The sequence below is a fragment of the Streptomyces sp. DT190 genome (assembly GCF_049846985.1).
Taxonomy (GTDB): Bacteria; Actinomycetota; Actinomycetes; order Streptomycetales; family Streptomycetaceae; genus Streptomyces.
On record NZ_JBNCNM010000004.1, the window covers coordinates 15,707 to 28,057 of the forward strand.

Consider the following 12,351-nt stretch of genomic DNA (forward strand, 5'->3'; position numbering starts at 1 on the left):
GTGACCAGCGCAACGGAGCGCCCCCTGCTCTTCCTCGACGTGGACGGCCCCTTGATCCCGTTCGGGTCGCCGGCCGGTCACCCCCGCGCCGGTGCCGCCGCCGCTCCACCCGTCGGTCAGGGGAACCCCCTGCTGACCCGGCTCGACCCGGGAGTCGGACCGCGCCTGCTGGCTCTGGGCTGTGAGCTCGTCTGGGCGACGACCTGGATGCAGGAGGCCAACGAGGTCGTCGTCCCGCGTCTCGGCCTGCCCCGGCTGCCCGTGGTGGAGTGGCCGGACTCCGGCTCCGACGACGGCCCGCGGGGCCTGCACTGGAAGACACGCCCTCTGGTCGAGTGGGCCGACGGCCGGCCGTTCATCTGGGTCGACGACGAGATCAGCGCCATGGACCGCCTCTGGGTCGCCGCCGGTCACCCCGGGCCGTCCCTGCTCCACCGCGTCGAGCCGGCCAGGGGCCTGGACGACACCGACTTCCGCGCGCTCACCGACGGGCTCGGCACCGCCGCGCCGAGATGAGCCACGGCGGCGGGACCCGTCACCGGAACAGCTCGGGAACCGGGCACACCTCCAGCGGGTCGTCCGGCCGGTCTGTCCAGCGCCACCAGGTGTGCCGGTCGGCGCAGCGCCACAGGGAGCGGCAGGCCCTCCGCCCGTCGCCGTCCCCCGACAGCACCGGACCGCCCGTTGTCAGGGGCTTGCCGCACGCGGGGCAGGACGGGGAAGGGCCGGTCATGCGGGAACCCCAGGCACGGCGCCCCAGGCACCGCCGCCCGTCGCTCGAAGTCCCGCGGCCGGTCTCGCAGTGAACCGGGGGCGTCCCGATGGCCGGCGCGTCAGTCTCCGGACGATGCCTCCCTGCGGCGCAGCACGATCAGGGTCGCCCCGCCGATCAGGACGAAGCCGATGGCGATGCCCCCGATCATGGGCGTCAGCCCCGAGCTGCCGGTCTCCGCGAGGTTGGTGTCCGTGGGGGAACCCAGCGTGGCCGGGCTCGGTTCGCTCAGGGTCTGGGTGCTGGGGGCCGGAGCGGCGCCCTGGATCTGGCAGTCCAGCATGCCGGTGAAGCGCTGGGTGAGACCGCCGGGACCGTGGACGGTGAAGTCGTAGGCCTGGTCCTCCTGGAGGGGGACCGTGATCGTCCTGGTCTCACCGGGGGCGATGGTGTGCTCCAGGCCGACCAGGTCGAAGGTGAACGGCTCGTCGCCCTTGTTCGCCGCGATGACGTCGACACCGCCCTCGGCGCAGTTCTTCGCCGCCGACAGGGCCGGGATGGCGCCCTCCTTCGCCCAGGCCGCCGAGGCCGTCGCCGACACCGTCGACTCGCTGGAACCGGCCAGGATCTGCGTCTGGCTGCGGCTCTCGGAGGCGAAGGCCCGGCCGACCGGCACGGTCGTCGAGGCCTGCACGGTCAGGTCCGCCGCACCGGCCGCCGCGTCCTCGGGCACCTCGAAGAACACCTGCCCGCCGTCGGAGGCCGTGGTGACCTCCTGGCCGCGCCGGTCGACGATGCGCACCCCGGTCGTGGCGGCGTCCGCGGGCGGCGTGAGGGTCGCGCCGCCGGCGTCGGTGCGCACCGTCACCGGGCCGATCCGCTCGCCCGGCCGGCCGGAGACCGCCGGCGGGTCGAGGGTCAGCGAAGCCCGGGGCTCGGGCGTGTTGCGGGCGTTCTTCTGCAGGTAGTCGGCGAGTTGCTCGGCCTGTGGGTCGAGCGCGTCGACGTCGGCGTCGTCCGAGTGACGCCAGATCGCCACCTGCGTACCGGCCGCCGCGTCCTGCTCGGTCAGCGCACCGCGGACTCCCGCCTTCCGGGCGAGCGCCGCGAGGTCGTTGACCTGCGGGTAGGAGTTCTGCAGGATCCAGCGGATCTTGCCGGCGTTCTTGTTGACGCCGAGGGACGTGCCGCTCCAGGGCGTCTCGTGGTACTTGGCGTCGCGCTGCGTGGGGTTGTGGAGGTCGACGCAGTACGTCTGCAGCATGCCGCCGCCCTCGACGGACATCTCGAACAGCCCCGCCGACACCTGCTGCTCGCCGGTGGCACCGCGTATGACGGCGGTGCCGTACGTCTTGAGCCCGGCTATCGTCGCGGTCGCTCCGCCCTGGCCGCGGGTCGTCTCGTCCGCGGCCGCCGCCTGGCCGGCACCGGCCAGCGAGCCCGCGGCGACGAGCCCGGTCACCAGCGTCGTGGCGGCGAAGCGGGCCGACCCTCGCCTGCGTGCGAACACAGCCGACAGCGAAGCAAACACCACATCTCCTTCGAGCAGGACCCGTGACGTGGGGGGACGGTCCCGCCTGCAGATTTCGGAAGCCTCTACGGCCCCAGGAGCCTCAAGAGCCTTTCCGGCATCCTAGGGAGGCGGCGGAGTCCGCCCGCCGGTCAGACGGTCCGATGAGTATTCCGACTCGGAATCGTTATCGCCGAGACCCCTTGTGAGCAGGGCTTATCGGCGAGTCCACCCTGGTCGTTCGGGTGCGCACCCGTCGATAAGCCGCAGTTCGGACAGGGGCGGAGGACGCGGCGCCGCAAGGCTTGACGTCAGGTCAAGGCCGCGACGTCGGGCGCCTGTTGGGGAACGGGTTCCTCTGTTTCGTCCGAACCCTCGGGTGGCGTCTCCCAGTTGGGCTCCGTCTGGGCCGGCGTCGGCGCCGGCGTCTCCTGCCTGCCTCCGCGCCGGAAGGCGGACGTACCCCAGGCGAGGTCATGGCCGATCGCGACCGCGTCGATGTCCGCCGAGGTCCAGCTCTGCCCCTCGCGCACATCGGTGCGCACCTTCAGCCTGCCCTGGACGATCACGGGCTCACCCACCGTCAGCGACGCCGCCGTGTTCGTGGCGAGCTGGCGGTTGGCCCACACCGTGAAGAAGTTCGTGTGCCCGTCCGTCCACGTGTTCTTCTCGCGGTCCCAGTAGCGGGCGGTGACCGCCAGCCGGAACCTCGCCGACGGCCCGGACGCCATCTCCCGGTACACCGGCTGCGTCGCCACCCGGCCGACCGCGCACACCATCGTCTCGTTCATGGCCTGCCCCTCCCTCGCCCGGACCACCGAACACGGCACCGGGCCGACACGCGTACGGGCCCGTCCCGTACGGCTGTGTCTGCCAGACTGCCGCCGCCGGGCCGGGCCCGCTGAGCGCTGTGGACCACCCTCCGCCTGTGGACAACTCGCTCACCGGCACGAGTGACAGCGGGGCCGGGGGCCTACGCCCCCACCACCCTCCCGTACTGCTCCCGTACCTCCCGGTACCTCAGCAGTTCCGCCGCCACCGGATCCAGCACCCGTGCCCTGCCGCACCCGGCCGCCGCCTCGCGCAGGCGCCGCTCCGCCTCCAGGCCGTAGCGCCGGCCCGGCCCGCGGGCCGCCATCCGGCAGCTCCACTCGATGAGCGGTCCGCCGACGATGCCGATCACCATCAGCAGCACCGGCACGCCCAGGTTCGGTGCCATGACCCCGACGATCTGGCCCAGCAGCCACAGCCCGCCCAGGAACTGCAGGATCGTCATGGACGCCTGGGACAGCACGGCCACCGGCCACCACCCCGGCCGCGGTGGCCGGCCGGCCGGTACCCCCGCCCGCACGGACAGCTCGTCCAGCGCCTCCGGCAGCCCCTGCGCGCCGCGGGCGGCCGCCTCGCGCACCGCCTGGGCCCACGGCGCGGGCAACCCGGCCGAGGCCCGGTCGGCCACCGTGCGCACCGCCTGTTCGACCCGCTGGCGTGCGGTGGCCTCCTCGTCGGCCTGCGCGCGGGCGGGGACCCGGCCGGTGGCGGGCTCGCCGCGGTCCTGGTACCAGCGCCACAGCCGCAACCAGGGGGTGCCGCAGGCGCGGTTGGCGTTGCGCAGCCAGGCGCGTTCGGCCGCCTCGCCCGCCGCCGTGGCCCCGACCGCGTCCGCGAGCCGGTCGGAGAACTCCTCCCGGGCCTGTTCGCTGAGCCCGGTCCGCCGCCGGGTGGCGTAGACGGGCCACAGCCGGGCCGCGGCGATGTCGACGTCGGCCGAGATGCGCCGGGCCGGTGCGCCGCGCTCGGAGACGAACTGGCCGAGCGCCTCGCGCAGTTCGCCGACGCCGTCGCCGGTGAGGGCGGAGAGCGCCAGGACGGTCGTACCCGGCTCGCCGTACTCCCCCAGGGCGATGCCGTCCTCGTCGAGGAGCCGCCGCAGGTCGTCGAGGACCTGCTCGGCGGCCTCCCCGGGCAGCCGGTCGATCTGGTTGAGGACGACGAACATGACCTCGGCGTGGGCCGCCATGGGCCGCAGGTAGCGCTCGTGCAGGAGGGCGTCGGCGTACTTCTCCGGGTCGACGACCCAGATGACCGCGTCGACGAGCGCCAGGATGCGGTCGACGTGCTCGCGGTGCTGCAGGGCCGCGGAGTCGTGGTCGGGCAGGTCGACCAGGACGAGCCCGCGCAGGGGCGATTCGCCGTCCCCGCCGGGCAAGGGCCGCCGGCGCAGCCGGGGCGGGATGCCGAGCCGTTCGATGAGGCTCGCGGCCCCGTCGCTCCAACTGCACGCGATGGGTGCCGCGGTGGTGGGGCGGCGCACCCCGGTCTCCGAGATGGCCACCCCGGCGAGCGCGTTGAACAGCTGGGACTTGCCGCTGCCGGTGGCGCCCGCGATGGCGACGACGGTGTGCTGCCCGGAGAGCCTGCGCCGGGCGGTCGCCTCGTCGAGGACGCGGCCGGCCTCGGACAGGGTGCGGCTGTCGAGCCGGGTGCGGGAGAGGCCGACGAGTTCGCGCAGGGCGTCCAGCCGGGAGCGCAGCGGTCCGTCGTAGACGAGCGGGGTCACCGTCGCCGGGGCGGCGGGGCGGGTGTGCAGCGCGGGGAACGCGCTCCCGTCGGTGGTCTCCGTGACCCGGCGTGCGATGAGTCCGTCGTCCCAGGACTCCGCGGAGTCCGTACGGGCCGCGCGTTCGCCCTGCGCGGCTCCCGGCGAGGGGGACGGACTTCTGCCCGCGCGTGCCCGGTTCGCCTCGCCGTCCGGCTGATCGGCGTGCTCGGTGGAGTCCTGGTCAGTGATGGCGGTCACCGGTCACCTCTCCTTCTGCAGTACGGACAGCGCGGCGATGAGTTCGGCCTGCGGTTCGGGGTGGACGCCGAGGGCGTCGAGGGGCGCGAGCCGGCGCTCGCGTTCGGTGTTCAGGACCCGGTCGACGTGCTCGGTGAGCAGCCGTCCGGCCCGGTCACGCAGTCGCAGGGCGCCGTGGGCGCCGATCCGCTCGGCGAGCCCCTCGCCGGCCGTCCGGCCCCGGCGGCCGCCGAGCAGGGAGGTGGCGACCAGGGCGGCGACCAGCTCGGGGTCGGGCGCGAGGGCCCGGTCCAGCTCGCGCACCTCGTCCTCGGCGTGTTCCTCCAGCTCGCGCCGCCAGCGCCGCACGGCGAGCCCGATGCGGTGTTCGGCGCTGTCCGCGGCGGGTTCGCGCGCGGCGAGTTCCGGCGCGGCCGAGGCCGGTTCGCGCCGCCAGGCGTCGTCCACCCGCTCGTCGGCGGCGGTGACGGCGCACAGCAGCAGCGCGCTCAGGCTCTCCACGAGCGCGTCGAGGAGTTCGGCGGCGGTGCAGTCCAGGGGGAAGGCGCGCCACCGTTTGAGCGCGTCCCCGGCGAGCACGGCCCCGGACTGCAACCGGCCCCGCACGCGCGCGTGCTCGCCGTCGTACGCGCCCTCGACGGCCGAGGTGAGACGCAGTGCGGCGGCGTACTGCGCGGCGGCGGCGCCGGCCAGTTCGGGCATCCGGGACTTGAGGGAGTCGAGGACGCCGTACGCCGTGCGGGCCAGGACCTGCTGCCGGGCGGCGGGGTCCTGGGCCTGGTGGATCAGCCAGTTGCGCAGGTGGGCGACGGCCGTGGCCGGCAACAGCCCCCCGCCCCAGGCGGACTCGGGCAGTTCCGGCACGGTGAAGCGGGGCACCTCGCCCAGCCCCGCCTTGGTGAGCAGGGCGCCGTACTGCCGTGACACCTCGTTGACCACCTGGTGGGGCACCCGGTCGAGCACGGTCACGAGGGTGACGTCGTACTCCTTGGCGGTGCGCAGCATGTGCCAGGGGACGGCGTCGGCGTAGCGGGCGGCCGTGGTGACCATCACCCAGATGTCGGCGGCGCAGATGAGCTCGGCGGCCAGGACGCGGTTGTCGGCGACCAGGGAGTCGATGTCGGGCGCGTCGAGCAGGGCCAGGCCCGGGGGCAGGGTCTCGGCGGTCTCGACGCGGAGCACGCGCGCGGGGTTCTCGCCGGGCAGCAGCAGGTCGTCCGTGGCGTCCTGCTGGGGCACCCACACCCGGGTGAGGTCGGGCAGCACGCGCATCCCGCTGAACCAGTGGTGGTCCTCCGGATGGCAGACCAGCACGGGGGTCCGGGTCGTCGGCCGCAGCACGCCCGCCTCGCTGACGCGCCGCCCCACGAGGGAGTTCACCAGGGTGGACTTCCCGGCCCCGGTCGAGCCGCCGACGACGGCCAGAAGTGGCGCTTCGGGGTCCCTCAGCCGGGGCACCAGGTAGTCGTCGAGCTGCGCGAGGAGTTCGTCGCGGTTGGCACGCGCGCGTGGGGCCCCCGCCAGGGGCAGCGGGAAGCGTGCGGCGGCGACACGGTCGCGCAGGGCGGAGAGTGCGTCGAGCAGCTGAGGCCGTACGTCCAAGGTCACCACATGTGAAGAATGCCCAATTTTAGGGGAATTCTGAAGCATATGAGCATGCCTGCGCGCCGACGGAACAGAAGGGGCAGAAGGGACGTCTGGGGCGCGGGTACAGGCCAGGCATAACGAGTGCACAACACCCGATGCGTCGGACGCCAAAAGCGATGCACGATTCGTACCTGCCTGCGATTATCAGGACCGCTTCACCGAACCTCCACATCGAGCCACGGAGGCGAAGCAACAGGGACAAGGACGCGGGAGCCCTATCCTTGTCCCCGGCAACGTCACGGAACGGCCCACACCCGGGCACCCAGACAGAGGCCACCACACCCGGCCCCCGTAGCTCAGTGGATAGAGCAGGCGCCTTCTAAGCGCTTGGCCGCAGGTTCGAGTCCTGCCGGGGGCGCCACCTCCTGCCAGTGCACACGCCCTGGAGGGGAGCTCCCCTCCAGGGCGTTTCGTGTCCGGGTCCGGCCCTCTTTCGGCGCCGGACCGACCCGGAGGTGCACCGGGTCCTCGTCGAGCGGCTGTTCCCGCAGTGGGCGGATGTCGTCACCGTCGACGACTGGCTCGAGGCGACGGCACGCCGGTGACGACCGGGCCGTGGCCCGCCGGGTGACCCGGGTCCGCAGCCGCCTCCCGAGTCCCTTGCGCTGTGCTCGGCCTCCGCGGCCGTCTCACGGCGCCTCCGTGTTCAGGACGGTCGAGGAAGCGCGGTGCTCCTCACAGACCGCCCACCAGCTCTCGCCGCCCTTGTCCGCGACCCGCACACTCCAGCGTGCGGGGCGCGGACAGGGAGCAGCCCAAGCGCAGCGCTGATCGCGGGACGCGGTGCCGACGGCGTGCAGGTCCGGGCACCACTCGACGGGCCCTTCCAGAATCTCCATACGGCCCAGTCAAGCGCGTCCGCCCGGTCGCCGCGCCGCACGTCCGGAATTCCCCCGGGCAGACCGCACTTGCCGACAGGGGTTCCCGCGCCCCGCATCCGCACGCGATCATGGCAGGCCTGACCAGGATCCAGGAAAGGGGCTGCCGTGCGGCTGCGCTGTGCTGTGCTCGACGACTTCCAGAAGGTGGCGGCCGAGAGCGCCGACTGGTCGGTGGTCGCGGACGACGTGGAGGTCGTGTCGTTCGACCACCACCTCGACGGGGAGGACGCCCTGGCCGCCGCGTTGGCCGAGTTCGACATCGTCGTGACCCTGCGCGAGCGCGTGCCGTTCCCCGGCTCGCTGATCGCCCGGCTGCCCCGGCTGAGACTGCTCGTCGCCTCCGGCATGCGCAACTCCGTCATCGACTACGCGGCCGCCGAGGCGCACGGCGTCACGGTGTGCGGCACCGCCAGCTCCTCCACCCCGCCCGTCGAACTGACCTGGGCGCTGCTGCTCGGTCTCGCCCGCGGCATCGTCGAGGAGAGCAACGCCCTGCGCTCCGGCGGACCCTGGCAGAGCACGGTCGGCGCCGACCTGCACGGGCGCCGCCTCGGTCTGCTCGGTCTGGGGAAGATCGGCAGCCGGGTCGCCCAGGTGGGTCTCGCCTTCGGCATGCGGGTGAGTGCCTGGAGCCGGAACCTCACACGGGAGCGGGCCGAGGAGGTGGGCGTGGAACTCGCCCCCTCGAAGGAGCGGCTGCTCGCCGAGAGCGACTTCGTGTCGGTGCACCTCGCGCTGAGCGACCGCACCCGCGGCCTGCTCGGCCCCGCCGAACTCGCCCTGCTGAAGCCGACCGCGTACCTCGTCAACACCTCCCGCGCGGCGATCGTCGACCAGGACGCGCTCCTCGACGCCCTGCACGCCGGCCGGATCGCGGGCGCCGGTGTCGACGTCTTCGACGTCGAGCCGCTGCCCGCCGGCCATCCCCTGCGCACCGCCCCGCGCCTGTTGGCCACCCCGCACCTCGGCTACGTCTCGCGCGCCAACTACGCGACCTACTACGGCCAGGCCGTCGAGGACATCCGGGCGTTCCTCGACGGCTCCCCGGTCCGGCGGCTGCCCTGACGGCTCCGGGCACCGGGGCCCGACCGCCGCCGGACCCCCCCGCTCCTCGGGTGATCCGGCCATGAGCGCCGTGACCCGGCGTGAGCGGGCGCGTTGAACGGGGAGCACGGCGGCTCAACCTGCCGCCTGCTCACCGAGTCAGAAGGAGAACGTGATGTCTCGCATCGCGAAGGCAGCCGGCGTCGCGCTGGGCACGGGCGCCGTGATGGTCAGCGGGGCCGGTCTGGCCCTGGCCGACGCGGGCGCCCAGGCCAAGGCCGTCGGGTCGCCCGGCGTCCTGTCGGGCAACGTCCTGCAGGTCCCGGTCCACATCCCGATCAACCTGTGCGGCAACACGATCAACGTGATCGGCCTGCTGAACCCCGCGTTCGGCAACGAGTGCGAGAACAAGGACGACCACAAGGACCACCACGGTGGCCACGGGTACGGCCACTGAGCCGTACGCACCACCCGTACACACACGGAGAGCCCCGGCACCTCGAGTGCCGGGGCTCTCCGCATGGGACGGCCCGCCGGCCGGACGGGCGTCCCCGGGCGGGTTCACGCGTAGCGGTAGATATGCCCGTGGTCCTCCAGCTGCTCCGGAGTCACGTCCCACGGCGGCAGCTTCTCGTGCCGCGCCACGACCCGCCGGTACTGCGCACTGCTCGGCCCGGGTGCCTTCGCCGGCAGGTAGCGGTGCTCGCGGTGGCGCCGCTGCCAGCGGGACCACACCAGGTCGATGAAGGCGTGGTGCATCCAGAAGACCGGGTCGTTGACGGAGGCGCCGCCGACCATGGCCCCGCCGACCCAGCGGTGCACCCGGTTGTGGTTGTGCCAGGAGGCGCTGCCCCGCCCGGTGCCCCAGCCCTCCAGCTTGTTGCGGAAGCCCTTGCGGACCGTGGAGTCCCAGGGGGAGGCGTCGTAGAGCGGGTCCTTCAGGGCCCACTCCAGTTCGCTCTTCGTCGGCAGCTGGATCGGGTCGCGGGCGCGGCCGAGGTCGCGGGTGAGGAACTCCTCGTCGGTGACGCCCTCCTTGAGGGTCCAGTTGCCCTCCGCGTAGGCGAACGGCCCGGTCATCACCTGGCGGTCGGAGCGGCGCCCGTTGCCGCCGAGGAGGTCCGCGGTCCAGGGCGTGGACGTGGCCGAACGGTCGCGCGTCCAGTCCCAGTACGGCACCGACACCGAGGAGTCGACCTTGCGCAGGGCCCGTTCCAGGTCCAGCAGGAAGCGCCGGTGCCAGGGCAGGAAGGAGGGCGCCATGTGGGCGGTGCGCAGACCGTCCTCGCCGTCGGCGGTGTAGTACTCGATGTGCGTGCGGACGAACTCGTCGTACTCGCCGCGCCGTTTCACCTCCAGCATCGCCTTCACGAACCGGCGCTTCTCGGTGCGCGTCAGCGTGCTGACGTCCTTACGCGTGTACACCATGCGGGTCCCCCTCCTGGTGCCGGCCGGGGCCGTGGCCGGGCAGGTCGCGCAGGTGCCGCCCGGGGCCGAGTTCGTCGACGGCCGCGCGGGTCGCGGCCAGGGGCGTGGGATAGGAGCGGTAGTGGTCGACCATGCTGAGCCAGCTGCCGTCGGCGCGGCGCAGGAGGTGCAGCGGCCGGCCGTCCACGGTGACATGCCACTCCACGTCCCCGGCGGCCGGTTCCGGGGAGGGCACCGGCACGCCCCGGATGCGGCGGCCCCGGTAGACCTCCTCGAACATGCCGTCCCCGGCGAGCACGTCCGTGTTCTTGCCCGCCGTCGCCCCGGACTCCCCGGACCGGGAGGACGCCACGACCGGGACGGCCACGGCGCCGAGCGCCGCGACCGCGAGCCCGCGCAGCAGGCCCCGCCGTGTCCGCCGTCCGTCGCCCTCCGGCGCCGGTCCCGTCTGCGCGCCCACCGGTACTCCGCCGACCCCTACGACCATGCTGTGCTCCTCGTTCCGCTCGGGCTGTCGTAGCGGTAACAGCCCGAAGGCCCCCGCGGTCACCGCCGCGGGGGCCACACGAGAACTCCCGCCGCGTACCGGCGTCCTACAGGCCGGGGCCGACGCCCAGGTCCGCCGTCGGGACCGTCTGCACCAGCGGGGTCAGCACGCCCGCCTGGGGCAGCTTCGCCTGGGGCAGGCCGAAGCCGTCCGCGTTGGGCGAGGTGAGCGGGGCGTCGACGGACAGGCCCGGGGCCAGGGTGCGCAGGTCGGAGGCGGGGGCGTCGACGCCGACGTGGTCGAAGCCGGCGCCGAGGAGGTGCGGCAGGGGCGCCCGCAGGTCGGCGCCGGGCAGTCCGCCGTGCACCGGCAGCTGCGGGATCGCCCGGTCGGGGATGAGCCGGCCCTCGACGTAGCGCGGCCCCTCGGGCGAGCCGGGCACCGGCACGGGGAGCTCCCCGGTGGCCTCGGGCAGTTCCACGTTGAGGGCCTTCTCGGCGCCGCCCAGCGGCACGGGGACGGGGACCGTGCCGACCGCGGCGGCGGGGGTCGCGGTGGCGGCGCCGGCCGCGGCCGCCACACACGTGATCACTGCGGCGAGGGTTCCTCGGGTGGTCGACTTCATCAGGGGTACGGTCCCTTTCGCGTGTCGGGGCTCAGCGTGCGTACCGAGTAACGAGCCGGGGAGACGCACCAGCGCACAATTCCCCCGACTGCCGCAGTAATACGACGGACCGACCCGGCGGCGCGTGCCCGTCAGCCGGTCCAGAAGTCCCACCAGCGGGTGAGGACCAGCATGCCGACGACACCGAGGTGCAGCACCGGCAGCACCCAGGTGAACTCGTCGAGGAAGCGCCGCAGCGCCGCCGGCGCGGGCAGGAAGGCGTGCCGTACGGCGAACGACGTCACGTACCAGAACAGCGGGACGGTCGCGGCCCACGCCAGGGCGCACCACAGGCACAGCGCGTTGATCCGGTACAGCGACTCGAACTGCAGCCAGCTCACGAATCCGACGCCGGACAGGCATCCGGCGTCGAAGGCCAGCCAGTACCAGCGCGGGAAGCGGGCCCCGGCCAGCAGGCTCACGCCGACGCAGACGACGATCCCGTAGGCGACCAGTCCCAGCATCGGGTTGGGGAACCCGAAGACCTCGGCCTGGCCGCTCTCCATGACGCTGCCGCAGGACACCACCGGGTTGAGGCTGCAGCCGGGCGTGAAGTCCGGGTCCTGCAGCAGCTTGACCTTGTCGAGGGTGATGATCCAGGACGCCAGCAGCCCGGCCGCTCCGGTGACGACGAGCAGCAGGGCGAACGCCCGGCCGGCGCCCGCCGTGCGCGCCGCCCCGGGAGCGGGTGGAGTCACTTCGGCAGGGGAAGACCGCCGAGCAGGCCGCCCTTCGAGTTCAGCTTGGTCGTCGCCTTCTTGACGGTGTTGAGCACGGAGTCCTCGTTCTCGGTGTCGAGCGCGTTCGACTGGTGCTTGAGCGGCATCGGGTCGATGGGCTCGCGGGTGAGGGCGTTGACGGCGCCGTTGAGGCTGGTCGGGGTGACGTGCGCCGGGTCGTAGTCGGCGTGCGCGGGGCTGGCGCCCGCGACGGCGGCGAGGGAACCGGCAACGACGGCGGCGGCCTTCAGGGACTTCATCGTGGTCCTTTCCTGGGCGACTCGGGTCACCGTTCGGGGGAATGTCCGATGCCGTGCCTAACGAGGCCTGTGCTTAGCGGAAACCCCGTCGCCAGAACCTCATATGAGTCGCTGAAACAGAAGTCGTGGGGGGGGGGGGGGGGGGGGGCGGCGGCCGCCCGGGGGGGGGCCGGGGCCCCCGGGGGGGGGGGGCGCGGGC

14 protein-coding genes, 1 tRNA gene and 1 pseudogene are annotated in these 12,351 nt (G+C 73.6%); 5 read left to right on the plus strand and 11 right to left on the minus strand.

All coding sequences use genetic code 11. The features are described from left to right. Complete coding sequence (locus ACPXCS_RS09765) at positions 1-516, plus strand: HAD domain-containing protein (protein WP_425947134.1); 516 nt, start codon at positions 1-3, stop codon at positions 514-516. A 19-nt stretch (positions 517-535) separates the two neighbouring features. On the opposite strand, the gene ACPXCS_RS09770 is transcribed toward ACPXCS_RS09765, so the two are convergent. The 5 genes from ACPXCS_RS09770 to ACPXCS_RS09790 all read right to left on the minus strand — a co-directional run bounded on the left by ACPXCS_RS09770 (position 536) and on the right by ACPXCS_RS09790 (position 6,633). Continuing rightward, positions 536-733 (minus strand): dehydrogenase, encoded by a 198-nt coding sequence (locus ACPXCS_RS09770; RefSeq protein WP_425947136.1) that lies wholly within the window; start codon positions 731-733, stop codon positions 536-538. A gap of 100 nt (positions 734-833) precedes the next feature. After that, positions 834-2,243: a Cys-Gln thioester bond-forming surface protein gene (locus ACPXCS_RS09775; RefSeq protein WP_425947138.1), complete on the minus strand. Its 1,410-nt coding sequence runs from the start codon at positions 2,241-2,243 to the stop codon at positions 834-836. Positions 2,244-2,533: 290 nt separating this feature from the next. Continuing rightward, on the minus strand, positions 2,534-3,013 hold the full coding sequence (locus ACPXCS_RS09780; RefSeq protein WP_425947140.1) for a single-stranded DNA-binding protein: 480 nt from the start codon (positions 3,011-3,013) through the stop codon (positions 2,534-2,536). Between the two features lie 182 nt (positions 3,014-3,195). Continuing rightward, on the minus strand, positions 3,196-5,022 hold the full coding sequence (locus ACPXCS_RS09785; protein WP_425947142.1) for a GTP-binding protein: 1,827 nt from the start codon (positions 5,020-5,022) through the stop codon (positions 3,196-3,198). A gap of 3 nt (positions 5,023-5,025) precedes the next feature. After that, the gene (locus ACPXCS_RS09790) at positions 5,026-6,633 is read right to left on the minus strand and encodes a dynamin family protein (RefSeq protein ID WP_425947144.1); all 1,608 of its coding nucleotides are present in this window, start codon (positions 6,631-6,633) and stop codon (positions 5,026-5,028) included. A gap of 321 nt (positions 6,634-6,954) precedes the next feature. On the opposite strand from ACPXCS_RS09790, the gene ACPXCS_RS09795 reads away from it, so the two are divergent. Next, positions 6,955-7,030: transfer RNA gene (locus ACPXCS_RS09795), tRNA-Arg, on the plus strand. A gap of 82 nt (positions 7,031-7,112) precedes the next feature. Then, positions 7,113-7,214, plus strand: a pseudogene (locus ACPXCS_RS09800) (cysteine hydrolase); the annotation flags it as partial. Positions 7,215-7,298: 84 nt separating this feature from the next. On the opposite strand, the gene ACPXCS_RS09805 reads toward ACPXCS_RS09800, so the two are convergent. Beyond that, entirely contained in the window at positions 7,299-7,508 is a 210-nt protein-coding gene (locus tag ACPXCS_RS09805; RefSeq protein WP_425947146.1) for a hypothetical protein, read from the minus strand. A gap of 147 nt (positions 7,509-7,655) precedes the next feature. Here ACPXCS_RS09805 and ACPXCS_RS09810 point away from each other — a divergent pair, with 147 nt between their 5' ends. Together ACPXCS_RS09810 and ACPXCS_RS09815 are read left to right on the plus strand one after the other, a co-directional pair. After that, positions 7,656-8,615, plus strand: coding sequence for a D-2-hydroxyacid dehydrogenase family protein (locus ACPXCS_RS09810; RefSeq protein WP_425947148.1), 960 nt, complete (start codon positions 7,656-7,658; stop codon positions 8,613-8,615). 154 nt (positions 8,616-8,769) lie between these two features. After that, positions 8,770-9,051, plus strand: coding sequence for a chaplin (locus tag ACPXCS_RS09815; protein WP_425947150.1), 282 nt, complete (start codon positions 8,770-8,772; stop codon positions 9,049-9,051). A gap of 104 nt (positions 9,052-9,155) precedes the next feature. On the opposite strand, the gene ACPXCS_RS09820 is transcribed toward ACPXCS_RS09815, so the two are convergent. The 5 genes from ACPXCS_RS09820 to ACPXCS_RS09840 form a co-directional block, all read right to left on the minus strand. Further along, positions 9,156-10,022 carry a tyrosinase family protein gene (locus ACPXCS_RS09820; protein ID WP_425947151.1) on the minus strand — a complete coding sequence of 289 codons (867 nt, stop codon included), beginning with the start codon at positions 10,020-10,022 and terminating at the stop codon, positions 9,156-9,158. Next, on the minus strand, positions 10,006-10,509 hold the full coding sequence (locus ACPXCS_RS09825; RefSeq protein WP_425947153.1) for a tyrosinase family oxidase copper chaperone: 504 nt from the start codon (positions 10,507-10,509) through the stop codon (positions 10,006-10,008). The genes ACPXCS_RS09820 and ACPXCS_RS09825 overlap by 17 nt, the downstream gene beginning before the upstream one ends. 106 nt (positions 10,510-10,615) lie before the next feature. Continuing rightward, positions 10,616-11,134: a hypothetical protein gene (locus ACPXCS_RS09830; RefSeq protein WP_425947155.1), complete on the minus strand. Its 519-nt coding sequence runs from the start codon at positions 11,132-11,134 to the stop codon at positions 10,616-10,618. 131 nt (positions 11,135-11,265) lie between these two features. Continuing rightward, positions 11,266-11,871: a vitamin K epoxide reductase family protein gene (locus ACPXCS_RS09835; RefSeq protein WP_425947157.1), complete on the minus strand. Its 606-nt coding sequence runs from the start codon at positions 11,869-11,871 to the stop codon at positions 11,266-11,268. Further along, positions 11,868-12,152: a hypothetical protein gene (locus ACPXCS_RS09840; protein WP_425947159.1), complete on the minus strand. Its 285-nt coding sequence runs from the start codon at positions 12,150-12,152 to the stop codon at positions 11,868-11,870. The genes ACPXCS_RS09835 and ACPXCS_RS09840 overlap by 4 nt, the downstream gene beginning before the upstream one ends. Between the last annotated feature and the right edge of the window lie 199 nt (positions 12,153-12,351).